19 protein-coding genes are annotated in these 25,314 nt (G+C 53.4%); 8 read left to right on the top strand and 11 right to left on the bottom strand.

Annotated features, from left to right (window positions below; genetic code table 11):
* Window positions 1–6: 6 nt before the first annotated feature.
* From Q1A43_RS09600 to Q1A43_RS09620, 5 genes are read left to right on the top strand one after another with little or no spacing between them, the layout of a single operon-like run.
* Window positions 7–657: a DUF2291 family protein gene (locus tag Q1A43_RS09600; protein ID WP_299934471.1), complete on the top strand. Its 651-nt coding sequence runs from the start codon at window positions 7–9 to the stop codon at window positions 655–657.
* A complete protein-coding gene (locus Q1A43_RS09605; RefSeq protein WP_299934474.1) occupies window positions 657–2,195 on the top strand; it encodes a sugar ABC transporter ATP-binding protein in 1,539 nt (512 codons plus the stop codon). Before Q1A43_RS09600 ends, Q1A43_RS09605 begins: the two co-directional genes overlap by 1 nt.
* Entirely contained in the window at window positions 2,195–3,256 is a 1,062-nt protein-coding gene (locus tag Q1A43_RS09610) for an ABC transporter permease (protein ID WP_299934477.1), read from the top strand. The genes Q1A43_RS09605 and Q1A43_RS09610 overlap by 1 nt, the downstream gene beginning before the upstream one ends.
* Window positions 3,257–3,265: 9 nt before the next feature.
* Entirely contained in the window at window positions 3,266–4,282 is a 1,017-nt protein-coding gene (locus Q1A43_RS09615; protein WP_299934480.1) for a Gfo/Idh/MocA family oxidoreductase, read from the top strand.
* Window positions 4,279–6,012: a hypothetical protein gene (locus Q1A43_RS09620; protein WP_299934484.1), complete on the top strand. Its 1,734-nt coding sequence runs from the start codon at window positions 4,279–4,281 to the stop codon at window positions 6,010–6,012. Before Q1A43_RS09615 ends, Q1A43_RS09620 begins: the two co-directional genes overlap by 4 nt.
* A gap of 5 nt (window positions 6,013–6,017) precedes the next feature.
* On the opposite strand, the gene nanR is transcribed toward Q1A43_RS09620, so the two are convergent.
* Together nanR and Q1A43_RS09630 are read right to left on the bottom strand one after the other, a co-directional pair.
* Entirely contained in the window at window positions 6,018–6,743 is a 726-nt protein-coding gene (gene nanR, locus Q1A43_RS09625) for a transcriptional regulator NanR (RefSeq protein WP_299934486.1), read from the bottom strand.
* Between the two features lie 85 nt (window positions 6,744–6,828).
* Window positions 6,829–7,656, bottom strand: coding sequence for a phosphogluconate dehydrogenase C-terminal domain-containing protein (locus Q1A43_RS09630; protein ID WP_299934489.1), 828 nt, complete (start codon window positions 7,654–7,656; stop codon window positions 6,829–6,831).
* A gap of 131 nt (window positions 7,657–7,787) precedes the next feature.
* On the opposite strand from Q1A43_RS09630, the gene Q1A43_RS09635 reads away from it, so the two are divergent.
* From Q1A43_RS09635 to Q1A43_RS09645, 3 genes are all read left to right on the top strand, one after another.
* Complete coding sequence (locus tag Q1A43_RS09635; protein WP_299934492.1) at window positions 7,788–9,140, top strand: four-carbon acid sugar kinase family protein; 1,353 nt, start codon at window positions 7,788–7,790, stop codon at window positions 9,138–9,140.
* Complete coding sequence (locus tag Q1A43_RS09640; RefSeq protein WP_299934495.1) at window positions 9,137–10,414, top strand: ribulose-bisphosphate carboxylase large subunit family protein; 1,278 nt, start codon at window positions 9,137–9,139, stop codon at window positions 10,412–10,414. Before Q1A43_RS09635 ends, Q1A43_RS09640 begins: the two co-directional genes overlap by 4 nt.
* 340 nt (window positions 10,415–10,754) lie before the next feature.
* Window positions 10,755–11,675 carry an SMP-30/gluconolactonase/LRE family protein gene (locus tag Q1A43_RS09645; RefSeq protein ID WP_299934498.1) on the top strand — a complete coding sequence of 307 codons (921 nt, stop codon included), beginning with the start codon at window positions 10,755–10,757 and terminating at the stop codon, window positions 11,673–11,675.
* A gap of 29 nt (window positions 11,676–11,704) precedes the next feature.
* On the opposite strand, the gene Q1A43_RS09650 is transcribed toward Q1A43_RS09645, so the two are convergent.
* From Q1A43_RS09650 to Q1A43_RS09690, 9 genes are all read right to left on the bottom strand, one after another.
* Window positions 11,705–13,204, bottom strand: coding sequence for an aldehyde dehydrogenase (NADP(+)) (locus tag Q1A43_RS09650; protein WP_299934500.1), 1,500 nt, complete (start codon window positions 13,202–13,204; stop codon window positions 11,705–11,707).
* A gap of 18 nt (window positions 13,205–13,222) precedes the next feature.
* Window positions 13,223–14,365 (bottom strand): fumarylacetoacetate hydrolase family protein, encoded by a 1,143-nt coding sequence (locus Q1A43_RS09655; RefSeq protein ID WP_299934503.1) that lies wholly within the window; start codon window positions 14,363–14,365, stop codon window positions 13,223–13,225.
* A gap of 36 nt (window positions 14,366–14,401) precedes the next feature.
* The gene (locus tag Q1A43_RS09660) at window positions 14,402–16,195 is read right to left on the bottom strand and encodes an IlvD/Edd family dehydratase (protein ID WP_299934506.1); all 1,794 of its coding nucleotides are present in this window, start codon (window positions 16,193–16,195) and stop codon (window positions 14,402–14,404) included.
* A 43-nt stretch (window positions 16,196–16,238) separates the two neighbouring features.
* Complete coding sequence (locus Q1A43_RS09665; RefSeq protein WP_299934509.1) at window positions 16,239–17,195, bottom strand: ABC transporter permease; 957 nt, start codon at window positions 17,193–17,195, stop codon at window positions 16,239–16,241.
* The gene (locus Q1A43_RS09670; RefSeq protein ID WP_299934512.1) at window positions 17,192–18,235 is read right to left on the bottom strand and encodes an ABC transporter permease; all 1,044 of its coding nucleotides are present in this window, start codon (window positions 18,233–18,235) and stop codon (window positions 17,192–17,194) included. The genes Q1A43_RS09665 and Q1A43_RS09670 overlap by 4 nt, the downstream gene beginning before the upstream one ends.
* Complete coding sequence (locus Q1A43_RS09675; protein WP_299934515.1) at window positions 18,232–19,788, bottom strand: sugar ABC transporter ATP-binding protein; 1,557 nt, start codon at window positions 19,786–19,788, stop codon at window positions 18,232–18,234. Before Q1A43_RS09675 ends, Q1A43_RS09670 begins: the two co-directional genes overlap by 4 nt.
* 27 nt (window positions 19,789–19,815) lie before the next feature.
* Complete coding sequence (locus Q1A43_RS09680; protein ID WP_299934518.1) at window positions 19,816–20,952, bottom strand: sugar ABC transporter substrate-binding protein; 1,137 nt, start codon at window positions 20,950–20,952, stop codon at window positions 19,816–19,818.
* 88 nt (window positions 20,953–21,040) lie between these two features.
* A complete protein-coding gene (locus tag Q1A43_RS09685) occupies window positions 21,041–21,769 on the bottom strand; it encodes a FadR/GntR family transcriptional regulator (protein WP_299934521.1) in 729 nt (242 codons plus the stop codon).
* Between the two features lie 640 nt (window positions 21,770–22,409).
* Window positions 22,410–24,431 carry a Hint domain-containing protein gene (locus tag Q1A43_RS09690; protein WP_299934524.1) on the bottom strand — a complete coding sequence of 674 codons (2,022 nt, stop codon included), beginning with the start codon at window positions 24,429–24,431 and terminating at the stop codon, window positions 22,410–22,412.
* Window positions 24,432–25,314 lie beyond the last annotated feature (883 nt).

Below are 25,314 nucleotides of genomic sequence, written 5' to 3' on the forward strand. Positions count from 1 at the left end.
GGTTAAATGCGTCACTCAATCCTACTCACGGCAGCGGCAATCGCTTTGTTGACGACAATGTCTGGCTGCAAGATCGTGAAAAACCCGGACCCCAATGCCGAAGGCGCTGCCCCTGCCAATCAAACCGACGCGGAGCGTATGGGCATCTATGCCCGCGAAATTTGGGACTCAAAAGTCCTACCCGCTGTCGCGACACATTTGGTGCCTTTGTCAGACCTAAGATCCGCGCAAGCCTTGGACATCGACGCCGCCGGTGAAAAACATGGCATGCGGCCAGACGGAGAGGCAAATCCATGGAACTTCGCTGTTGCTGGCACCGGAACGATCCTTGAGGCAAACACAAAGAGCCGGGCAGCAAAGCTCAAAGTGGACACGGACGCAGACGGCGTACCCGATGTTATTGTTCAACTTGGCCCGGTCATCCGCGGAACGGCCATCCGGGACGCTATGCCATTCATAATATTCACAAATTTTCGCGACCAAATCGAGTTTGCAAAACTCGCCGGTGGCTTAAACGCAATTGCCCACGACCGTCTGACCATTCCAGAGGGCGACCTGACTGGTATGCAGGTGACATTCGAAGGTGTTTTCACATTCAAAAATGTCACAACGAGCCCTGAAATTGTCCCCACGAAACTGAGTTTTGGGGGCCAATGATGGAACACCCAATAGGCCTTTCGATCCGCAAGGGCACTAAAGTTTACCCCGGTACAGTTGCGCTAAGCGAGGTCGATTTCGATCTTCATATGGGGGCTGTCAACGTGCTGGTTGGCGAAAACGGCGCTGGCAAATCCACGATGATGAAGGTAATCGCCGGGGTTGAGCAATTGACCAGCGGGCAGCTGTTTCTCAACGACAACCCCGTGACCTTGCGAACTACCGATGATGCGGCGAAACACGGGATCGGAATTGTTTTTCAAGAGCTCAATCTATTTCCCAACTTGACCGTCGCAGAAAATATCTTTGTTGGCCGCGAGTTAACCCGTGGCGGTATCGATATTGATATGGCTGCCCAACGGGAAAAAACCCGCGCGTTGATGAAACGCCTAGAACAGGACATCGACCCTGATGATCTGGTCGGGGATTTGCGCGTTGGTCAACAGCAGATCGTTGAGATCGCCAAATCACTGGCCCAAGATGCCCGGATTTTGATCCTTGATGAACCAACCTCGGCGCTATCTGCCGTCGAAGTCGACATCTTGTTTCGCGTCATTGCAGACCTCAAAAACAACGGTGTTGGCATTGTCTATATTTCTCACCGGCTCGAAGAGCTTATCCAAGTTGGTGATTTTATCACCGTCCTGCGAGACGGCGTCATAACCGGCGCCCGATCTATGGACGGTGTTGATATTTCCTGGATTGTCCAAAACATGATTGGCGAAAGCAGCAAGGATTTTGCCAAGGAAATCAGCCACCCCTTTGGGAATGAAGTGTTTCGCGCCGAACATGTGTCGCTTGGTAGTTCCGCTGGCGGGCTTTTGGTAGATGACGTTTCGTTTTCCCTCAAGAGTGGCGAAATCCTAGGTATTTACGGTCTGATGGGGGCGGGTCGATCCGAATTTTTAGAATGTGCCATTGGACGCCACCCCCAGTCCGTCGGCCAAATATTCATCGAAGGTGAATTGCTGACGGAAAAGACCGTTGCAGGTCGCATTGGCCGGGGATTGGCGCTCATTCCGGAAGATCGCAAGAACGACGGCTTGGTTCAAATTCTGTCGATCCGTGAAAACATGACCCTATCTAGCCTAGAGCAATTCACCCGCGGCATTCACATGAGCCTCTCGCGCGAGAGAGACACAGTGATCGACTACATCAAACGGCTGACGGTCAAAGTGGCCTCAGCCGAACATGCGGTGTCGTCACTATCGGGGGGAAACCAGCAAAAAGTGGTCATTTCCAAAGCGCTCATGACCAGCCCCAAGGTTTTGCTGATGGATGAACCATCGCGCGGCATCGACATCGGCGCCAAGGCTGAAGTGTTTCGGGTTATGCGAAAACTCGCAGCTGACGGTCTTGGGATCATCTTCGTGACCTCAGATCTTGAGGAAGTCATGTCGCTCTCAGATCGCATTCTGGTCATGTCAAACGGCCGGGTCACCGGTGAGTTTTCACAAGATTCAGCCACCAATACCGCCCTCGTAGAGGCCTCCGCCATCGGACACGCTCAACCCACTCATATTAAGGAGCCCGCATGATGGCTGATCTCACAGCATCCGTGCCCGCACCATCAAGCCCCAACGCGCTACTGGTTTTGCTAAAAGCCCGGACCTTTATCGCGCTTATTTTGGTGTTCACCTTCTTTGCTTTGAACGCCCCCAATTTCTTGTCGACCGCCAATATGGTCATCATGTCCAAACATGTCGCTTTGAATGCGTTTTTGGCCATTGGAATGACATTTGTGATCGTGTCAGGCGGCATTGATTTGTCGGTCGGGTCCATCGTGGGACTTTGCGGTATGGTCGCCGGGTATCTGGTTTTGAACGGGATCGACTTTGGCTTGGGATGGTCCATTCAGTTTAATACATTCGAAATCTGTCTCTTGGTCATCTTGGTCGGAACCGCCATTGGGGCCATAAACGGGTTCTTGATCACCAAGCTCAATGTGGCTCCCTTTATTGCCACGTTGGGCACACTTTATGTCGCCCGCGGCGCGGCAATGCTTAGCTCAGACGGCAGAACCTTTCCGAATTTGAACGGCAATCCAGAGTATGGTTCCGACACCTTCCGTTGGATTGGTGCCGGTGAAATATTTGGAATTCCAGTGTCTATCTGCATGCTGATAGCAGTCGGCCTTTTGGCGGCCTACATCGCCAAGCGCACCCCGTTGGGTCGCCACATCTACGCCGTAGGCGGCAACGAACGGGCCGCGGGCCTGTCCGGTATCAACGTCACTCGAACCAAGTATTTCGTTTACATATTTTCCGGGTTTTGCGCTGCACTGGTAGGTTTAATTGTGTCGTCTCAGCTTGTGGCAGCGCACCCCGCAACAGGAGACACCTTTGAGCTGAACGCCATTGCGGCGGCAGTTTTGGGGGGCACCTCTATGTCGGGCGGGCGTGGAAAGATTGGCGGCACAATCATCGGGGCCTTTGTGATCGGAGTTCTGTCTGACGGGTTGGTAATGATGGGCGTGTCGTCGTTCTGGCAAACTGTGATCAAAGGGTTGGTTATCATCGCCGCCGTGGTGATCGACCAAGCCCAGCAAAAAGTTCAAGCCCGTGTCGCGCTTCAGGCGCAGGCCGCCATCAACAAATAGGAGGCCAGAATGAAGGGAGCCCTTATCGGTTGCGGTTTTTTCGCCCAAAATCAAATGCACGCTTGGCAAGATATCAAAGGGGTCGAGATCACAGCCATTTGCGACCGTGACACAGACCGGTTGAATGCGACGGCCAAGACCTTTGGCATAGCGCGCACCTACACGGATGCCACACAGATGTTGGCGGACGGTGGCTTTGATTTTGTGGATATCGCGACAACCGTCTCTTCGCACCGGTCCCTGGTTGAAATGGTGGCTGAGGCTCGCTTGCACGTCATCTGCCAAAAGCCCTTTGCCGAGACGATGCAGGATGCCCGCACCATGGTGGAGGCGGTGAATTCAGCCGGTAAAACCCTGATGGTTCATGAAAACTTTCGCTGGCAATCGCCAATACAAGCCGCTTTGCAATTGGTGAAATCCGGCGCGATCGGCGACCCGTTTTTTGGTCGCGTCAGTTTTCGCTCTGGCTATGACGTGTTTTCAGGGCAACCTTATTTGGCCGAAGGGCAGCGGTTCATTATCGAAGACCTTGGCATCCACATCCTTGATATTTCGCGGGCTTTTTTCGGCGATGCCCGCCGAATATCTGCGACAACGCGCCGGATAAACCCGAACATCGCAGGCGAAGACGTCGCAACCATGCTTTTGGAACATGAAGACGGCGCAACCAGTGTTGTCGATTGCTCTTACGCAACGCACCGAACACCCGAGACATTTCCGCAGTCTCTTCTTGAGATAGACGGATCAAAAGGCACCCTCCGATTAGACGCAGGTTACAGGTTAACTGTACAAACCCAAACCGAGCAGATCATTGATGTGTCGCCGCCCCTGTTGCCCTGGGCAGAGCGGCCTTGGCACAATATCCAAGAAAGTGTGCAGACCATTCAGCAGCATTTTGTAGACTGCATCACGTCAGGATCCCCCCCTGAAACATCGGGGGCCGACAATCTAAAAACCCTTGCTTTGGTTGAAGCTGCGTATTTGTCAGCCTCATCTGGAGCCACAGTAACCCTTGCCGACATATGATCGATCGCATCGCAGTTTTTGGCAGTGACGCCCCCACCGTTGTTGGCCAGGTTTATTCCTGTGGGCCGCTTTCGTTTTGCTATGAAAATGGTGCGTTGCGACATGTATCTTTGTACGGAAATGAAGCGATCCGCAGTATCGCTTTCTTGGTTCGCGACCGCGATTGGGGGACCTTGCCCCCCTACATCACAAACGAGGAAATTCTGTGTACACCCGATAGCGTTCAAATCACCTATGCCGCGCGGTTTAGCAGCAACAATGCACAGTTGGACGTCGACATTACCATCCTCGCAGATACGCGGGGTCTAAAAGTAGTGGCCAAAGGCGTGACCATCGGGGCGTTTGAAACGAACCGGGCGGGGTTCACGGTTCTTCATCCGATTCAAGGGGTTGCGGGCCACCCCGTGCAGGTCAGCCATAGCGATGGATCGGTTGAAACTACACATTTCCCCGACCTAATTGCCCCATGGCAGCCCTTTATGGACATCGTCGGGTTAACCCATCAGGCCGGCAACCAGAAAGTGACCTGCCAATTCAGCGGCGACACTTTTGAAATGGAAGACCAACGCCAATGGGGGGACGCGTCCTTCAAAACCTATAATCGCCCGCTCGCGCGGCCTTGGCCCTATGAAATCTCGGATTTGGACACGCTTGACCAATCTGTCGTGTTGAGTTGGACGCCTACCTCAGCCTATGCTCCGCCGCGCCCTGAGCCGACCAAAACGCGAGGTGGCTTTCCGGAAATGGCACTGGTCATCTCTCCCGATGAGGCTGTCAGATTGGCGGCCAATCCCGGGGACATCGAAAATGTTCGCCCACAGCGGCTCTTGTGCCATCTCGATGCGTCTTTAGGCAACACCCAAAAGCAGTTCGAAGCCTTTGCAAAAGCTCAACGCGCCTGCCCCAACGTGACATACGATCTAGAACTGATCTGCCTGAGTGCCGACGATCCGAGGCCCGAAATGATAGGTCTGGCCCAGCAAATGCAAGCGACAGAGTTTGCGCCGTCCAGTGTTCTCGTTTGCCCATCGGTTGACCGCCAATCCACCCCTCCGGGATCCGAGTGGCCGCCCTGCCCGCCGCTGGAACGTATCCACGCTGCGGCTCGATTGGCCTTTGGCGACATCAAATGCGGTGGTGGGATGGTCAGCTTTTTTCCGGAACTCAATCGCAAACGCCCCCCTGTCGAAATGTTGGATTTTGTCGGCCATGGGTTGTGCCCGATCGTTCACGCCGCAGATGACACATCGGTTATGGAAACCCTTGAAACGATACCACATATTACAAAATCAGCGCGGGCGATAATTGGTGACCGCCCCTACAGAATTGGCCCCTCCACTCTGGCCATGCGACAAAATCCTTACGGTGAAAAGACAATCGAGAACCCCCATCAAACCCGGATCTGTATGGCACATGACGATCCGCGCCATCGGGGGGAATTTGGTGCGGCCTACACTATTGGGCTTGCAGCAGCTCTTGCTCCCGCAGGCATAGAGGTTTGGACGCCAGGAGCATTATATGGGCCTCGGGGTGTGATCAGCCGCTCCGGCCCTTGGCCTTTGACATTGGCACTAAAGGAGCTGGCCGCTTTTGCGGGCCAGCCAGTACATTCTGCCAATTGCGCCAGCGGAATGGCGTCAATCCGGGTTGGGACAGCGGAAATAAGAGCCAATCTGACACCACAAACACAAGGTCCCCTTGGCCCCTACGACTGGCACATTTTCCACTGAGGCGCCTAGGATTTCCCCATCGGAACAAAGCTGGAATCAGATCGGTCGAGATGCGCTTGCATGGCGTGGACGGCCCCGTCGACATCATTTTCCTTTAGGCAACGTAATATCACACCATGCTCTTGGAGGGTCGTTTCCTCACGCCCGGACCACAGCAAAAGGGAGGAATGATATTCAAACAGCCACGTCAGCATCATTTCAGTGATAGAATGGATAAGTGGATTACCTGAGATCTGAGCAACGCGGGTGTGAAACGCAATATCCGCCTTCATAAACCCATCTGCGTTGCCAAGCTCTTTACGCTGTGCCTCAATTAAATCGGCAAGGTCCGCCGCGTCTTTTGACGTACATTTTGAGGCGGCGATCCCCACAGCACCCACTTCCAAGAAGTGGCGGACTTGTTTCAGATGATCAATATTGGCCGGTTCACTAGAGAGCAATAGTTTAGCTATATCATCAAGTTGCTTAAAGGCGACGCCGGCCGTCAAGGCGTTGACCCGGCTGCGTTCGCCATGGGTGATTGTGATCAACCCTTTGGCTTGCATGGCTTGCAAAGCTTCGCGCACAGCGGGGCGACCAACACCAAAACGTTCCATCAACGCGCGTTCCGATGGCACAATATCGCCGGCCGCAAGTTCGCCACTTGCGACCATTTCCCTTAACCGCAAAAAGACTTGGTCCGACAGCTTTAAACGTACGATTTTGGTGCCACTGCCATCGACTTCTTTCATCTTCGTCCACTCTTTCAATAGCCAGTTGCCAGGTCCAGAATATGACCTCGCAACTGGCGTTACAAGTGGATCATACGATCTGGTGCTATGTGATCCGATCGATGCTGGCTGCAATCTCTTCAGGCTCAAAAACCCGTTTCCAATCGCTCTTCATCAGGGTTGGTTTTCCAAATTCTATTGCTTTGTTGCAGGCGTCTGAAAACACACCATCGACCTCTTTGAAGATAACCGCCCCCAAAATGTTCATATGCCCAAGCAAGAAGTCACGGGCAGCATCTTTGGGAACGCCGCGGGCCACGACTTCATCCATTGCCTCACGCATCACGTCCAAAAGCGACGCGCAGACTGTTTCGGACAAGCCAGGTTCCAACAGCGCCATCTGCTCAACTGTAACGCGGTGAGATCTAGCCACCGGTGCAAAGATGGTTTTACCGACCTCTTCGCCCAATCTATAGTCGGCTTCGGGGCCTTGCATCAGAGCATTTACGATCCCTTGTTTGGCGGCGATACCACCAAAATAGTCCTTGCGACCTTCCTTGGTATCTTCGTCATTAAAAATCGGTGGATGACATGGGTGACTGACAAAATAGGTCACATCATCACGTTTGGGAAGGTGACCGGCAAAAGGTGCCGCGGCATCAAGGCATATGATCATAGCACCCGATGGCACCATATCGACGATCGAGGCCGACACGTTTCGAATGGCGGTATCGGGCACTGCCAGCACAACAACATCAACGTGCTCCAAAGCTTCCGCCGGGTCTTGGCAATCAAACCCCAGCTCTGATTTCAACCTGTCTCGTCCCTCTTGCGAAACTTCGACATGTGCCGTTTCAAAATCCGAATTCGCAAGATTTCTCGACAAGCGAACCCCCATTTTTCCACCGGCTCCAAACAAAGCTATCTTCGTCACTTCCCACCTCCTCTTGGATATCCGATCGGTTGGACCGTCCAAATTTGACAACTGGTATAATAAGGTACTAAGCATACCAACATGTCAAGCAACCAATGCCGTGGTTGATGCATCATCAAGAGGACACACAATTGGATTCACGACCCGAAAGCCTATCGCTTGCTTGGTATGGAGACGATTTCACCGGGGCTGCAGCCGTTCTGGAAGTTCTGACCTTTGCTGGTATTCCCGCGATGCTCTTTCTTGATGCTCCGACACCGGAACAGCTCTCGCGCTTTCCGGAACTAAGGGCCTTCGGAATTGCCTCGACCGCGCGCGCGCACTCTCCTGATTGGATGGAGCGCAACCTCCCCCCTGCTTTTGAAGCCCTTTTGGCGTTGGAGCCGGAGATTCTTCACTATAAAGTTTGCTCAACCTTGGATTCTTCGCCGACAACAGGGTCCATCGGGCGCGCCATCGAGATTGCCGCCAAAATCATGGCCCCTGAAATGGTCCCGGTCTTGGTCGCAGCGCCGCAACTGCGCAGATACCAAATCTTTGGCCACTTGTTTGCCGGTCACGGTGACAAGGTTTACCGCCTTGATCGCCATCCTGTCATGGCGCGCCACCCGGTCACGCCAATGCAGGAAGCTGACGTAGGCAAACACCTATCGGCACAGTCTGATCGCCTGTCAGTGTCGGTGTGGCCCCAAGACAAAAATGCCGCCCGTAGCGAGGCATCGCAAGGTCAGATTTCTGTATGTACCCTCGATTGTATGGACCCGCAGTCTGAGGCCGAGGCGGGCCAGTTCATATGGGAAAACCGTCGCAAAAATCGATTTGTCGTTGGGTCGCAAGGCATCGAATATGCGATCGTAAATCATTGGATTAAAACAAATCAACTACCCCCACCGCCCCCAAGGTCCGGCGTAGGGCGTGCCTCCGGCATGGTTTCAGTTTCGGGATCAGTTTCCCCCACAACGGCTGAGCAAATCGCTTGGTCTCGTGCAAATGGGTTTGCGCCTATTCACTTTGATGCGTCGCAAGCTTGCTTAGGTTCAGAGAGCTTAACACGCGAAATCGAACGAGCAGTTTACGATAGTCTTTCCGCCATAACCGACGGGTTAGACCCGCTGATTTACACCGCACATGGTCCCGATGATCCGAATGTTGCACGGTTCCGACAGGCCGCCGCGAGGTCCGGGAAACCCATCACTGAGGTGAACCAATCTATTGGCAAGTCCTTAGGTACGGTGCTTGACCGGGTCCTAACCCAAAGCGGCATTCGCCGCGCCGTTGTGTCTGGCGGTGACACCTCTGGATATGCGGCCCAGCAACTGGGGATCTTTGCATTGACGGCGCTGGCCCCGACGATCCCCGGCGCATCACTTTGTCTGGCCCATGCCGATGGTCCGATGGATGGGCTCGAGCTGGCGCTAAAGGGCGGGCAAATGGGCAGTCCGGATTATTTTGGCTGGATTCGTGACGGAGGAGGCCCGAAATGAAACGCATCACTGCAACATATGACATCGAAACCCCGGTCGGATTGGCCAAAGCAGCCGCCGTTTTGGCCGGTGAACAATCCACTGGAACCTTTGTGCGGTTGGCGGCCGAAACTGATGCCTTGCGTGACCGTTCAGCGGCGCGGGTAGACCAAATCCTTATAACGGGTCGCTCGAACCAGCCCGCGCTGCCTTGCCGCAAAACTGGCGACACATATGAACGCGGGACCGTTACGATCAGCTGGCCAATTGGCAACATTGGCTTTTCCTTGCCAACGCTTTTATCGACCATAGCTGGAAACCTATTTGAATTGGCAGACCTGTCGGCCATTCGCTTGACGGACATCAATCTGCCAGCCTCTTTTGTGTCGAAATTTCCCGGCCCTCAATATGGGGCAGCCGGAACGCGCAAATTGATGGGTGGCCAGGCTGGCCCGGTTATTGGGACGATCATCAAACCAAGCGTTGGATTGCGGCCTTCTGAAACGGCCAATCTGGTCAAATCACTGGTCCAAGCGGGTATTGATTTCATCAAAGACGATGAACTTCAGGCGAATGGACCAGATTGTCCCTTTGACGACCGGCTTGCAGCCGTCATGCAGGTTATCAATGATCACGCTGATAAAACCGGCAAGCAGGTTTTATATGCCGTGAATGTCACCGACGAAATCGATCAAATGCGGCGCAACCTGGATTTGATGGCCGATCATGGCGCAACCTGCGCGATGGTTTGCATGCAGTCTGTTGGTATAACCGGGTTGCGTTCGGTGCGAAATCACGGGACCGCGCTTATTCATGGCCACCGGGCCGGTTGGGGGCTTTTGTCTCGGTCACCGAACATCGGGATCAGCTTTGTGGTCATGCAAAAGCTTTGGCGTCTCGCTGGGGCGGATCATCTTCATGTAAATGGCCTCGGCAACAAATTTACTGAAAGCGATACAGTGGTTAGCCAATCCGCACGTTCGGTTCAATCTCCGGTTTCCGAGCATGGGGGACCTGATCACCTTGCCATGCCAGTCTATTCATCTGGGCAAACGATCTGGCAAATTGATCCGGCGCGGCAGGTGCTTGGCAATGACGATTTCATCTTTTGTGCCGGCGGCGGAATTGTCAGCCACCCAGATGGGCCCGGCGCCGGAGTTTCGGCCCTTCGAGATGCTGCGCAGGCCGCATCGCAGGGTATTCCGCTTGAGAAATTTGTAAAACAGGGCAGCCTTTTAGACCGGGCGATGCAAGCTTTTCCCAAACCAACACTGTGCAACGATGACGAGACTTAGAAAGGACGCCTAGGCGGGCATTTTAAACCGGTAGTTCAGGTGGATTTGATGCCGAACCAGCCGAGCTTTGGAGGGTCATGCCAGGCAAAACGACGTTCAAGCACCCGTACGTCATGGGCGAAATGTATTCATCCCCCACCTCTTCGAAACTGTGGCAAGGTCAACACTGCAACATCCACACAAGCACAACACGATGGTGTTTAATGCAACAGCGCCCCTGACAATCTACCCTAGGGCAGTTTCAAAAATCCTACTAAAACGACGAAGAAATGAACGAATACAACGCCAAATCTGTTAGCGTGGTGGAACAAGTTCCTTGGTTATTACGGATAGACCCAAAATGAATAAATCTGAGTTTTATGAAATCAGGGATGATCGTTTCGCCCGTAGCATCAAATTGGCCGAGCCTGTCGAAAAACTATGGTCTGGGGGGCGCTGGACCGAGGGCCCGGTTTATTCTCCTGCTTTTCGCTGTTTAACATGGAGCGACATCCCAAACGACAGACGGCTACGTTGGGACGAGATCACCGGGTCTGTCGGAGACATCCGCAGCGGCTTGGGGTGTTACACAAACGGAAGCACCTTGGATCGCCAAGGTCGCATCATTGCTTGCGAACATGGAACGCGGTCGGTGACCCGCATTGAACATGATGGGTCGGTCAAGACACTAGTGAGCCATATCGACGGCAAGCGGCTAAACAGCCCCAACGATGTTGTGGTTCATTCAGATGGCGCTATTTGGTTTACGGACCCTGCCTATGGCATCGAATCCGATTACGAAGGGTTTCAAGCCGAGGCAGAGCTAGATGGCGAACATGTCTATCGCTTTGATCCTGCCACTGAAACCGTTACGCAGGTTACAACCGATTTCACGTGCCCCAACGGGCTTGCCTTTTCGCAAGACGAGAAAACCCTGTATATCGCGGATTCAGGGGGAACACGTTATCCGTCAGGCGAACACCATATCCGTAGATTTGCTGTAAATGGCGATAACACCCTGTCGGGAGGCGAGATTTTTGCTCAGTGCGAAAACGGGTTTTTCGACGGTTTCCGCCTAGACACCCAAGGGCGCATTTGGACGAGCGCCAAGGACGGCGTACATTGCTATCACCCCGACGGAACATTGCTCGGAAAAATCTTTGTCCCTGAAGTTGTGTCAAACCTGTGCTTTGGCGGGCCAAAAATGAACCGCATATTTATCACCGCCTCAACAAGCGTGTATTCGGTCCTGCTTCCGACAACCGGATGGTTTCCAACCTAATTGGATCACTTGGCGCTGCTCCTGCTGTTTCAGTCTGCGCCAAGCAAACTATCAGGGATGTTTTGATAGCAAACCGGCCGTAAAAACCGACGGATAGAAAGCGTTCCAACAGAGGTCGCGCCAAAGTTTGTCGAGGCGGGGTAAGGCCCACCATGCACCATTGCATCACTGACCTCGACCCCTGTCGGGAAACCGTTGGCCAAAACGCGGCCAGCCTTGCGTTCCAAGATTGGCATTAGGTTTTTGGCAATGGAAATGTCGCTGTCATCGAGGTGAAGGGTGCAGGTCAGTTGACCTTTCAACCCTTTGGCAACGGCCATCATCTCATCCGCTGTCTCGGCCAGCACAACAAGGCCCAGAGGCCCAAACACCTCTTCGCTCAACTTATCATTTGCCAACCATTCCTTGGCCGTTGTGGCGAATAGCTGCGGCGTTGCACGACGTGTTTCGCCGCCATCCATCAAAACCTTTTGAACGCCATTCTGCGCAGCGATTTCTGCACCGCCTTGCACAAAGGCTGCGGCAATCCCATCCGTCAACATGACCTGCGGGGAGGTATCCTTTAACGCGGCTTTTGCCGAGGCGACAAAATCTTGGGCCTCGACCCCATCGATCAGAACAACCAGCCCCGGATTTGTGCAAAACTGCCCGGCCCCAATGGTTAATGACCCTGCCCATCCCGCAGCAATCTCTGCACCGCGATGACCCAAAGCAGCGGGAAGAACAAACATCGGGTTGATCGACCCAAGCTCGCCGAAAAACGGAATGGGATCTGGGCGCGCAGCACAAAGGTCAAACAAGGCGCGCCCCCCACGCAAGGACCCCGTGAACCCAACGGCCCGGATCAACGGATGCTGTACAAGAGCTTGGCCAGCAATAAACCCGTCCCCTTGGATCAAGCTGAAAACACCAGCGTCAATACCACAGTGTTTGATCGCCGCATCAATGGCCTGCGCCACAATATCCGAGGTGCCCGGATGCGCGGGGTGACCTTTGACAACCACCGGACACCCGGCTGCCAATGCGGCGGCCGTGTCCCCCCCTGCCGTCGAAAATGCCAGCGGAAAGTTCGAGGCCCCAAAGACCGCAACCGGCCCAATTGCACGCTGAACCATGCGCAAATCCGGACGTGGAGCCGGAGAGCGATCTGGCAAGGCGACATCATGCCGTCGGTCGAGATAATTGCCCTCTTCTATATGCTCGGCAAAGAGGTTCAACTGCCCTGTGGTCCTGCCACGTTCGCCGATGAGGCGCGCGTGCGGTAGGCCCGTTTCCTTGCAGCCCATCTCGGTTATCAGATCACCGCGCAGATCAATTTCCACGGCGATTTGGCGCAAAAATGCCGCCCGATCAATCCTAGAACTATACCCGTAAGACCAAAACGCACGCTCTGCGGCTTGCACCGCTTGGTCAACTAAATCTGGATCAGCAACCGCAAAAGCATCTGGCTTTCCACTGACTGGTTGATTGGAGAAATGCGCCGTCGTATCGATCCATTCTCCTGAAACGAGATGTTTTGATTTCAGCATTGATTTTCCAGTCCGTGTTTACAGCAAATTGCGCTGCGCGAGGTTTTGCATCAGCTCTCGAATGCCAAAAGTCCACTCGCTGCAATGCGTCGACAGCTGAACCGTATTGCGCAGCGTGCCGAAGTTTGGCGAAGAGATTGTCACCACATCACCAAGCTTGTGCGTGAACCCTTCACTTGGAACTTCGCGATCTTGGGTTGGCGCAAAAAGCGTTCCCAAAAACAGCATGAATCCATCGGGATACTGGTGGTGTCGGCCAATGGTCTGTTGAACAAGGTCCAAGGGGTCGCGGCTGATTTCCTTCATAGACGATTTGCCGTGCAGGACATAGCCGTCTTGCGCCCCGTCAACCGTCAGATCAAGTTCAGCATTGCGCACATCATCCAGTGTGAATCCACCGTCAAATAGCCGTATCATTGGGCCGATAGAGCAGGACGCATTGTTGTCCTTGGCCTTGGACAAAAGCAGCGCTGATCGCCCCTCAATGTCGCGCAGATTGACGTCATTTCCCAGCGTCGCCCCTACGATCCTGCCCGTTGAAGACACCGCCAACACAACTTCGGGCTCTGGGTTATTCCATTTTGAAATCGGATGAAGCCCGACCTCGGCCCCATACCCAACAGACGACAAAGTCTGTGATTTTGAAAACACTTCGGCGTCTGGACCAATTCCAACTTCGAGGTACTGTGACCACAGCCCCTCTTTGATCAGCGCGGCTTTTACCTGCTCTGCTTTAGGTGAGCCCGCCTGAATGCTTTGAAGGTTATCGCCGATCAAGGACCCGATGTTTTGACGGACAGCATTGGCTTTTTGTGGATCGCCCGCAGCTTGCTCTTCGATGACCCGCTCAACCATGGAGCTGGCAAATGTGACCCCACAGGCTTTGATCGACTGTAGATCACACGGGGCAAGAATATGGGTTTGGGCCAAATCGCCAACAGTACGCCCCATGATCTCTTCGACCGTCCCAATTGCCGGACCATCGGCAGTCTCGACATAGGCGACCGGGTTGTCCATTTCACAGATGTCGCGCACCAAAGGCGCAGTTTTTGACGTGATATCAATGACGTGTCCACCACGCACCGTCACAACGATGGGACCTTGCGCCTGCGCGTCCCAAACCCGCCCAAGAAAGACACCTTCTTTTGCTAAATCTGTCATGTCGCTCTCACTCTCAATTTCAAATCTCGGGCCAACTCAATGGCTGTCGCGGGGCAAATGACGCCTAACCTTTTGATAAGACGTCGCGATTTCAAGGCATCCACCATCAGAGAGCTGCCCAACAGTGGACCGGTAAATTTCCTGCCAAGGGGTTTGATTCACCAATTCTGGAGGTGTCCATGTCTCCTTGCGCTGTTGCCAGTCATCGGGGTCCACAAGCGCGTTCAGAGTCCGATTTTCCAGATCCATACGGACCATATCGCCGGTCTGTAAAAGAGCGAGCCCGCCCCCCACAGCCGCCTCGGGTGAGGCGTTCAGCACCGAGGGGCTTTCGGATGTTCCCGATTGACGACCATCCCCCACGGTTGGCAAGTGTTTAACACCCGCCTTGAGCAAGGTATCGGGTGGCTGCATGTTCACAACTTCCGCAGATCCGGGATAGCCAATGCACCCTGCCCCGCGCATGAACATGATCGTGTTTTTATCGATCTTTAGATCTGGGTCGTTGACCGACGCGTGGTAGTGCTCAGGCCCATCAAAAACCACTGCCCGGGCATCAAACACGTTTTCCCGGCCCGGTTTATTCAGAAAACGGGTGCGGAAATCCTCTGAAATCACACTGGTTTTCATCAAGGCCGACGAGAACAAGTTACCGCTGAGAACCAAAAAACCTGCCTGCTCGCGCAAAGGTTTGTTGGCAGGGGCAATAACGTCGTGATCAAGGCTCCGTACATTGGTCAGTGTTTCACCCAAAGTCTGGCCCGATACGGTCATCACATCAAGATGAAGCATGTCGGCCTGCGCCATTTCCCCCATCACTGCAGGTACACCGCCCGCACGGAAAAACCGTTCGCCTAGGTATTTTCCAGCGGGCTGCATATTGACCAAAAGCGGCAGGTCAAAGCCATATTTCTGCCAATCCAAGACATTAAGTTCAACGCCGATATGACGGGCAATCGCCTGTATATGCGGCGGCGCATTGGTCGATCCACCAATTGCAGTCGCGACTTTGATTGCGTTTTCAAACGCTTTGCGGGTCATCACTTTGGACGGGGTCAGATCTTCTTGGACCATCGAGACAATTCGCCTACCAGTCTCAAACGCCATCTGCATCCGTTCTCGAAATGGGGCTGGAATGGCCGCACATCCAGGCAAGCTCATACCCAAGGCTTCGGCCAATGCGTTCATCGTGCTTGCGGTGCCCATTGTGTTGCAATGGCCCAAAGACGGCGCAGATGCACAGGCACGTCGAATGAATTCATCGTAGTCGATGACGCCTTCGGCAAGCAGGCGGCGGCTTTCCCAAATGATTGTGCCTGAGCCCGCCAATTCGCCCTTCCACCATCCATCAAGCATTGGCCCGCCCGACAGGACGATCGCGGGCAAGTCGACCGTGGCTGCGCCCATCAACATTGCAGGTGTGGTCTTGTCACATCCTGTTGTCAAAACGACACCGTCCAGAGGATAGCCGTGCAAGACTTCGACCAAGCCAAGATAGGCAAGATTGCGATCCAAAGCCGCCGTGGGACGCTTGCCGTTTTCGTGAATTGGATGGACGGGGAATTCCATCGGGATGCCACCACCCGCGCGAATGCCCGCCTTGATCCGGTCCATCAAAAAGACATGGATTTTGTTACAGGGTGTCAGCTCTGATCCGGTTTGAGCAATCCCTATAATTGGGCTACCAGATTGCAATTCCTCGCTGGTGTAATCGCTGTTTTGATAGCGTTCGAGATGCAGTGCCGTCATTCCCGGATTGTCACGATTGTCGAACCACTCCCGTGACCGCAACCTTTCTGTATTTGTCTGTTTTGGAGGCTTGTCGGTCATCTGATCAATCCTTTGAGGCTTGCGGCCATGGCCGGGCATAAAACTAGTGGCGTTTGCTGTTTTCGCGCCCGTAAACCAAGAGCATGCCAACGATCACGACACCGTAAATGATTTGTCGAAACGCTTCGGGCATCTGCATGATCGACAAGACAGAGTTGAGGAAAACGATCAAAACAACGCCGACGAGCGTGCCTAAATACCGACCACGTCCCCCTAAAATATGCGTCCCGCCCAAGACGACGGCGGCAATCGCGGGCAGCAGGAAGGGCGCGCCCATGCCTTGGTAGGCTTTGGCCGAATACCCAGCGAGCAAAATACCCGCCATCGACGCGCATAGCGATGACACGACAAAAGCCCCAATGATCACCCAACGGGTCCGGATACCCGACAAATAGGCCGCGCTTTCTTTGGCCCCGGTTGCATAAATCGACTTTCCAAAACCTGTCCGTGTCAGGACAACAGCGATCAAAACGGACACCGCCCCCCAAACGAACACCGCCACCGGTAGACCCAAAATTCGCTCAGCCGCCAAATAGCGCATCAAGGGGGATGCTTCGGTTTGCGGTGCAAAGCCACCAGTATGCGCGATCATCAATCCACGAAGCACCGAGTCGACCCCAAGCGTGAAAATCATCGAGGGAATACGCAGGTAAGACACGCCCACACCGTTCACAATGCCCACAATCAATCCAACACAAAGCCCGGCAGGAATGGCCCATGGCCCACCAACCGTCGTCGCCATCATCGCGGCGGCGGTCAACGTCCATGGCAACGACAGGTCAATGTGACCCAGCAAGATCACCATCATCATGCCCGCGGCACAAAGCCCTAGGAACGATCCTATTTGAAGCTGTTGCAACAAATAGGACGGGGTCAGCATCGGCGCTGTGCCTTGCGTCGTCAGTGTGTAGCCAGTGCCGATTAGAATGATGACCACGGTGAAAGCCGCTGCAATTGCAATGGGGCGATTTTCGGGTGTCAAAGACAGGAAATTGCTCATCGAAACAGCTCCAAGGTGTTTTTGATCCGAAAGGTTCGGATGGCTCCAATACTGACCGCCGCCAAAAGCACCAAGCCTTCGATCAAGGACTGCAGCAGTGGATCAATGGATAAGATTCGGAAATAAAAGGAGATAACGCGCAAAATTCCCGCCCCAATCAGCGATCCAATGGCACCGCCGACACCACCGAGCAACGATGTGCCCCCCAAGACAACAGCCGCGATAGAGTTAAGCGTATAGGCCCCTGCTTGGTTGATATCGGCGTTGCCGGATGACGTTTGTATGGCCAAATACAACCCCGCACAGGACGCAAAGAACCCGGCCAAAGTGAAGGCTGCAATCTTGGCGCGCGACACGGGTAACCCCGACATATACGCCGCCCCTTCGGCAGACCCCACGGCGTATGCGGTGCGACCTGTGACCGTGCGTTTAAACGGCACCCACACGCCGATGCCCAAAACCAACAGAATGATCAAAGGCACCGGAATATTCGCAATCGGCTGCAACCAAGCGGCATTTCCGTTTTCAGCAAACCCATAGGTTTCTGCAAAATCAAATACCGAGTTAGTCAGCGCCCAGTTCAGGTCACTGCTGATGTCGCCGCCTGGGGACGGGCGAATGAGCAGAGCCAGACCGCTGGCAATGGCACCGGTGGCCAGTGTCGCGATGATCGGTTGGATGCGCCCTATGACGACGATCAAACCGTTCATCAGCCCAAAGGCAGTCCCCGCAGCCAGTGTGATCACCATACCGCCCACCATCTGTAGCGGTGACCCTGTCACAAGATGCGATGCAATTGTGTTCGTCAGCGTCATCACAGCACCAACAGAAAGGTCCAATCCGCCCATCAAAACCGGTACGGTTTGCGCCATCGCTAGAAACCCAATCACAACGCTTTCATTTGCATTTTGGATGAACACAGCCGTGGAAAATCCGCGCGGGTGCAAAAACTGGTAGCCGATGAAAATCACGGTAAAGAGGATAAACGCGCCAGTGAAACCACGGTTTCGCCCTACCCACGCATTAAGTCGTGTCATCATGCCACTTCTTCCGTCTGAATATTGAGTGATGCTGCGACGATGGCCTGTTCGGTCAATTGCTCGCCTTGAAGCTCGCTCACCACATGGCCGTCGTACATGACCGAAACCCTGTCGCAACATCCGATCAACTCTGCATAATCAGTCGAATACAAAAGGATCGCCTTGCCGGCATTCGCGAGGTCACGGATCAGGGTGTAAATCTCTTGTTTGGTGCCCACATCAATGCCACGCGTCGGATCATTGAGTAAAATCACGTCTGGGTTAAGCGCCAGCCATTTGGCGATAACAACCTTTTGCTGGTTGCCTCCTGAAAGGGTTTCAACCGGAACGTCAGGGCTTGCGGCTTTGATCTGCAGCTTGGCGATTGCATCTGCGATCTCACGATCGGCAAGATTTGAGTCAATTAATGTGCCGCGTGACACCGCCGCGTAATTGGGCAGCAACAGGTTATCGGCGATCGAGAGGCTAAGCATCAACCCTTCGGTTTTGCGGTCCTCGGGGACCAATGCCATCGCAGCGTGTTTGCATGCAGCCGGTGACGTGGGAGCGAAAGCCACACCATTTAAGTCGACCTCGCCCTGGACGCCTTTTAGAACACCAAAAAGCGCGAGAAGCAGTTCCTTTTGGCCTTGACCATCCAGTCCACCCAACCCAACGATTTCGCCTTTTCCGACAGTCAAATCGACCCCCTTTAGGCTATTTTCCCAATGCAAACCTGACACAGTGAGAGCGGTGTCAGTCGCTTTTGAATAGGGTGATTTTGGCGGATATTGGGCGTCGATGTCGCGACCAATCATAAGGCGCACGATTTCTGTTTCGGATAAATCGCCCTTGTCGAAACTCTGAATATGGCTGCCATTTCGAAACACCGAAAGCCGATCACACAGCGCGTCGACCTCTTGCATGCGGTGGCTGATAAACAGACTTGCCACGTTGTTGGCCGTCAGCTCTGCAAGCAATTCGTACACTGTTTCCACGTCTCGACTGGTCAATGCCGACGTGGCCTCGTCTAAAATCAAAACCCGCGGGTCTTTGCTAATTGCCTTGGCTATCTCGACCATTTGGCGGCGCGACAAACTAAGATCACGCACGCGCGCGTCTGGATCCACGTCTTCGCACTTTATCCGGGTTAGCACCCGTTCAGCCATGCGCCGCTGGGCAGATCCGTCAATCAAACCGAACTTGCGCGGCGGCTGGTCGATAAAGATATTCTCAGCGACGGACAGGTCAGGTATCAGCGATAACTCTTGAAAAATGCATACGATCCCATCTTCGGCGGCTTCAGATGGCGAGCTGTATTGGACCGGCTTACCGTCAACCAAAAGCCGCCCTTCGCTTGGCGGTAAAACCCCCGACAAAATCTTGATTAGCGTCGATTTCCCCGCGCCGTTCTCCCCCAAAATGCCATGTACTGATCCGGCGCTACAGGAAAAATCTACATCTTTTAAAGCGGTTACCCCTCCAAAATAGCGGGATACCTTTTCCAGCTGAACGATATCGGTGGTGTAAGACATGAGATCACAATCTTTCGAAAAATCGTGGGGCGCAGCCATGCCGCGCCCCACCAATGCAAACTAGAATTAGTTCACGTCTGCTTCATCTTGGGCCATGATTGCAGGACCAGAGATATTGACGTCACAAGGCGGAAATTCGTTCACCGTGAAGAAGTTGTCGGGCAAATCCGTCCAGAAGTTTTTGCCATCTTTCAGCTCATCATAGGTTGCTGTTGGCAGAGGCACCGAAATCAACTGCGGCATGACATTGCCCTCAAGCGCGGAAACTGCAGCCTTCATTGCAATGGCAACAAGCCCAGGGGACTGACCAATCGAGATACCCTTGAGACCCGCATCTGCATGTTCAGCCATCAACTTGCGAAAGCCGTTTTCGGCTTCGCCAGACACAGGAACCATTGGATGACCTGCGTCGAGCATTGCGCGAACAACTCCGGTGGTCCCACCTTGGGCAAGCACGGCATCAAATTCACCGTGAACCGCAATTGCATCCGCAACGACCTTTTGCGCGGTACCATCGTCCCAATTGCCGACAACGCTGATGCGCTCCCAGTTTCCGCCAGACTCGTCCAGCACGGTGTTGATGCCAATGGAACGGTCGCGATCTACCGAGTTTCCAGCCAATCCACGCACTTCGAGAACCTTGCCTGACGTTTTCCCGATGGCCGCCAATTCAGCCAAGACATGCGTTGCATAAGCCCGGCCCATCGCCAGCTGGTCCTCGTTCACCTGCATGACCTTTTCAGTGTCCAGCACGTTGTCAAACGGAACCAAAACCACGTTATTGCGGTCGGCTAGACGAATGACCCGATCAAAGCCATCCGGGCTGACTGCAATCGTGACAATTGCATCATAGCCTTGGTTGATGAAATCTTCGATTGCCCCAAGTTGCGCGGGCGCATCAGTGCCAGTTGAGACAACCTTGAACTCCGAAATTCGGTCAGCGATTGTCGGATCTTGCGCAAATGCTTTTGCGGTTTTGATCATTTGAATGCGCCATGTGTTGCCAACAAAACCATTCACCACGGCGATGCGAAACGGACCTTCTCGGGCGTCCCATTTCAAGTAGGACGTGCTGTCATCCCAAGGTGAAAAACACGACGGGTTTGCGCCCGGCCCCTCGACGACTGCTGGTCCCGCAAATGCGGCTGACGCTGCAAAAAGCGCGCTTGCTGCCACTGCCATTAACTTCACTCTATGTGTCATTTTGGTCTCCCGTAAACTTCAGATTGAATTTGGTGTCAGCAATGCCGACCATGAAATGGACGCTTACCAGTGGTCTGAACGTCTTCTTTTATTTCGAGTTTTCTGCGAAAGGGCTTGTCTCGCTGAAATGGGCATAGCCGGCTTCGAGATGGGTCTTCATTCGGTACTGATAGGCAATGCGATCCCGCGCCACGATGGCGTCAATGACCGCCTCGTGTTCGTGGTACGTATTGTTCTCGAAGGTGTGCCGCGTTTTACCCTTTTGAATGATCTTGAGGATCACTGGTTTCATCAGCCCATAGACATCCAAGATCGCCTTATTGCGCAACACGCGGATCAAGCGCGTATGGAACAAAAAGTCTTGCTCCGCAGCTCTCTCAACCCCCCCCGTTTTCAACAACTTGGCGTTAATCTCACGCAGGTCTGCGATGTCTTCATCGGTAATACTGTCGAATATCTCCTCAACTGAAGACACTTCGAGAAGACAACGGAACCCCTGAATATCCGAAAATGTGTCACGCGAGATGTCCATTACGTTGAACGAAAACATGTCCATTGCTGAAGACATTCGGTTGTCGACAATCGTCGCCCCAACCTTTGGACGCACTTTTACGACCCCATATGCCTTTAGAATGCGCATCGCCTCGCGAACCGTATTTCGCGACGCTCCAAAAATCTCGCAAAGCTCTTTTTCGGTGGGCAGCTGGTCGCCCACAGTTAATCCGCGTTCGCTGATCAGATCACGCATCTGCGCAACGACGTCGTCTACTACGGATCGAGGTTCAAGGTCTTCAACATCAGAGTTCGACGTATTCATTAGGCTTCCTTCTCAGGCAGAACCACATTCTCCCGATTCTCACTTAACCCTATTTGTCCAACAAGAAGCTGTCAATACAGCTCATATATCGATTTAGAATGCCATATTCAGCTCATTTGACCAACAATAGACGTGGCGAAAATGAAAACTTGCCACTTCAAAACTCAAGCGCCTTGAATTCTCTGCCCATCTGCGATCGGGATACTCGCCTCGCTTGGGTCACGTTTTCTTGGAGAAGGCTATCGAGGGGCGTGATGTCAACTTTGCTATGTCGCTCGTCGTCGCATTCGAAAAGGCCCACTGGTACTTCAGTTTTCGACTGGACCTGACCCGGCTCTTCCACGGTCGATTTAGAGCGCATATTGGCCGAAGGAGACAACATTCGACGGCTTGCAGCGCGAGATCAGACGCTGTCGAGACAGAAGTGGTTCGCCCTTTGCAATCGCTCGACAGGATGCGTATCGCTGGACGGCTTCCAGCTTCGCTTTAGAACCACAATCGGAGAACGCAGAGCCAAGTTTTGCGAAAATGACCAGCCGTGCATTGATTTGTTCAGAAGCGTTTTTTCGCCGATCTAACGTCGTCAAGAAAGCAACATTCGACCAACGATCCGCATAGCCCAAGGGCTGAGTTTTTGGCTCTACGCTACCGAAATTCCCCCAACAAGATCCGTGGACACATTGTGGGGATTCAACACATCCTGTCTGGCTGGTAAGTCCTTGGTTTTGATGTAGCACAAAGCAGGTGGACCATAAGCCTTATGGCAGCCGTCGACTATAAGCATTGGAAGGCACATGGCCAACGACAAAAGCGCCTCGGGCTTCAAATTTTCAATCGCTCGTGGTCCGGGATAGAATGTTTCGACCGCTAGCCCATTGGCAAAAACAATGTCGTGCGTTGGCAAAAGAAGGTGTACGTAAGAAACCCGGCGAATTCCTTGGGCGATCCGCAGTTTCCCACCTTTCAGCCTGGCCAGCTGACCAGCCCTGACAAAAACATCTTTGGAACTGCCTCGTCTGGAAACGACGATGCTATGCTGCGGGGAGATCAACAAATCTCGCTTACAACCTGACCAAGTCGTCGCGACTTTGACCGGGCGTAACTCTGGGTTCGTTTTGAGGATCGCAGGCCCCAGTGCGGTGTTTGAAATCCACTGGATTGGTTGTGGCCCGTTGTTTCGGGTCGTGACGTGATCACCCACGCACAAATCTTCGATGTGTCGCTCACCATCTGGGGTTAAGATCATCGTTCCCGCAGTAAAACAAGGGATGCCCGACGACGCCAATTGCGCCCCTGTCATCTGGGCGGGTGAAATGCCTTGAAACGTTAAAGTCTCGCCTTCGGGAAACGTCAGTAGGGCATCCCCAGACCCATTGTCAGTGACCACAACGTCCCAAATATTGACGGGGTTTCCATCCAAGTCACGAAGACCAGACACATCAATCTGATCGTTGGACCTGCCGTCGCCGTTTGTATCGCCGATATCGAAATCCGTGATGATATCGTTTGACCCCAGCTGCTGAAGAATGACGAGATCATCCCCAACACCAGTGGTTATTAGGTCATCACCCGCGCCGCCACTTAGGGTATCATTGCCGCCGCCGGCAAGCATGGTGTCATCACCGTCACCACCCGCCAACGAGTCATCGCCAATGCCCGCGTACAACGCATCATTTCCCGCGCCACCAACAAGCGTGTCCGAAGCGCCATCATCATGCGATATGTCTGTCGAACCACCAAACGCGTTATTGGCATTGTACCCGATAATCGTGTCATTGCCTTCGCCCCCGTCAAGGCTATCAGCGCCGTCTTCGCCTTCAAGAATGTCGGCCCCGCTGGCTCCAAATAGACTATCGCCCCCCGATTTCCCGCTAAGAAGGTCGTCTCCGGTACCACCGTCCACACTATCGTTGCCGGACCCGGCCACAATTCTGTCATGCCCCGCGCCGCCATCAATTGTATCATCGTCTGCGCCACCATCGATGGTGTCGTCGCCAGCCCCGGCAGCGATAGTATCACTCCCATCACCGCTGTTGATGACATCATCGTCGCCATCGGCCCCGTCAACACGGTCGCCTTGGGCGTCAACATAGCCAGCGCCGATGCTGTCGTCGCCGGAAGTGCCGTCGATCTCACCGTCAGGAGTGACAAAACTGTTGTCTACTCTGTCTGACCACATGTCATTCGTATCTGACAGCAGACTGTCGAACGTCAAAGACTGAATCGCCTTGGCTTCTAGCGCGTCCTGATCGGGACCACTGATAACCTCAGGCGCAAGATAGAGATTTCCATTGGTATCTTGAAAAACAACAGCAGAAATCGAAGCCGTTGTAGAGTCCGCATAGGTAATCGTCGTATTGTAAACAACGACCGCATCAAACGTTTGATCCGCCCCCCCGTTTATTCTGAAGGTATCCTCGTCGTCCAAAAAAGACGTGTAGTTGTCAGAATGGTAATACCCCGCTTCGCCGTTGCCATACCCAGTGGAGCCTGGTGAAAACGTTTGGATGTTGCTGTATAGTGGATTGCCCGACGTCCCATAGGTATTCCCAACCAGCGCCGAGGCGTTTTCGCTCGTTATGTCATCCGAAATAACGGAACCTTCGGACGGGTCGATGAGCGGGCCAGCACCAAGGAAAATAACATCAAATGTGGTCGCCATTTCAATGAGCGACCGTTATAGAGTTGGCACAAAGATCAGCCGTCTTAAGCTCCGGCGCATGCTGTACAACCTGCCTATTTTCCCGGGTTGTTTTCACCGCTTTGCCAATCAGTTGTTTCAGATATCGCCTGCACCGATTGAGAATACCTGAGAAGTGGTGAACATTTGGTGACCCGCTTTAGTTTGGACCTGCCGATCAGGTTATGTCGCCAAGTTTCAGCCGATGCGCGCGTCATCCAGCCTGTGATATCCTGTTTGAGGGAAGAGCCTGTGTGACCAAATAGCGGTATTTGATCAAAGAGTATTTCGGGTTCATCGTCGCGACCAAAGCTTAGGCAATGAGAACGACACTTGCCCCCATCCGTTAGGTTGGTCTTCTTCATCAAGGCAATTTGCAGGCATATTTGAGGACCCGCCAAACGACATGTTACCTTAAAAACGCAAAGTTCCGCATGTAGTTGTTTCTGCTGCCTGACATTTTTTCGGTGGGTGATAAGAATTCGTGTGTGGGAAGGATGTGCGCCACCACTTTCTAGCTTTCAAACAATCCCGCTAGGTAGATCAGTTGATAGCCCCAACTCGTTTATGATCCCGCTCCCAGTGGACACAATAGCCGGGTCAACACATTTGGAGACTTGGTCATATCTAATGAGTTCCCAACACAACTCAAAACTAGTCACAATTTGCAAAACAGGTGTTTCATTCCGCCAGTTTTTTCAACCTACTGCAAATTTCGATCACCTTTGCACCCCCATTGCCAAGTACCTGCGTACAGACAAAAAAATCGGCAAACCCCCTTCGCACAAAGGCCGCTCACCAATGAGCATAATTGTGCCTAGCGCGTCGAATGAATTGCAAAATTGCTTTGCATGACTACACTAAT

It is taken from the genome of uncultured Pelagimonas sp. (genome assembly GCF_947498515.1).
Taxonomy (GTDB): domain Bacteria; phylum Pseudomonadota; class Alphaproteobacteria; order Rhodobacterales; family Rhodobacteraceae; genus Pelagimonas.

What these genes read in the sequence shown, in the direction of transcription:
- Q1A43_RS09600 (WP_299934471.1), top strand. Translation starts at nt 7, where the DNA reads ATGCGTCACTCAATCCTACTCACGGCAGCGGCAATCGCTTTGTTGACG.
- Q1A43_RS09605 (WP_299934474.1), top strand. Translation starts at nt 657, where the DNA reads ATGGAACACCCAATAGGCCTTTCGATCCGCAAGGGCACTAAAGTTTAC.
- Q1A43_RS09610 (WP_299934477.1), top strand. Translation starts at nt 2,195, where the DNA reads ATGGCTGATCTCACAGCATCCGTGCCCGCACCATCAAGCCCCAACGCG.
- Q1A43_RS09615 (WP_299934480.1), top strand. Translation starts at nt 3,266, where the DNA reads ATGAAGGGAGCCCTTATCGGTTGCGGTTTTTTCGCCCAAAATCAAATG.
- Q1A43_RS09620 (WP_299934484.1), top strand. Translation starts at nt 4,279, where the DNA reads ATGATCGATCGCATCGCAGTTTTTGGCAGTGACGCCCCCACCGTTGTT.
- nanR (WP_299934486.1), bottom strand. Translation starts at nt 6,743, where the DNA reads ATGAAAGAAGTCGATGGCAGTGGCACCAAAATCGTACGTTTAAAGCTG.
- Q1A43_RS09640 (WP_299934495.1), top strand. Translation starts at nt 9,137, where the DNA reads ATGAAACGCATCACTGCAACATATGACATCGAAACCCCGGTCGGATTG.
- Q1A43_RS09645 (WP_299934498.1), top strand. Translation starts at nt 10,755, where the DNA reads ATGAATAAATCTGAGTTTTATGAAATCAGGGATGATCGTTTCGCCCGT.
- Q1A43_RS09650 (WP_299934500.1), bottom strand. Translation starts at nt 13,204, where the DNA reads ATGCTGAAATCAAAACATCTCGTTTCAGGAGAATGGATCGATACGACG.
- Q1A43_RS09655 (WP_299934503.1), bottom strand. Translation starts at nt 14,365, where the DNA reads ATGACAGATTTAGCAAAAGAAGGTGTCTTTCTTGGGCGGGTTTGGGAC.
- Q1A43_RS09660 (WP_299934506.1), bottom strand. Translation starts at nt 16,195, where the DNA reads ATGACCGACAAGCCTCCAAAACAGACAAATACAGAAAGGTTGCGGTCA.
- Q1A43_RS09665 (WP_299934509.1), bottom strand. Translation starts at nt 17,195, where the DNA reads ATGAGCAATTTCCTGTCTTTGACACCCGAAAATCGCCCCATTGCAATT.
- Q1A43_RS09670 (WP_299934512.1), bottom strand. Translation starts at nt 18,235, where the DNA reads ATGATGACACGACTTAATGCGTGGGTAGGGCGAAACCGTGGTTTCACT.
- Q1A43_RS09675 (WP_299934515.1), bottom strand. Translation starts at nt 19,788, where the DNA reads ATGGCTGCGCCCCACGATTTTTCGAAAGATTGTGATCTCATGTCTTAC.
- Q1A43_RS09680 (WP_299934518.1), bottom strand. Translation starts at nt 20,952, where the DNA reads ATGACACATAGAGTGAAGTTAATGGCAGTGGCAGCAAGCGCGCTTTTT.
- Q1A43_RS09685 (WP_299934521.1), bottom strand. Translation starts at nt 21,769, where the DNA reads ATGAATACGTCGAACTCTGATGTTGAAGACCTTGAACCTCGATCCGTA.
- Q1A43_RS09690 (WP_299934524.1), bottom strand. Translation starts at nt 24,431, where the DNA reads ATGGCGACCACATTTGATGTTATTTTCCTTGGTGCTGGCCCGCTCATC.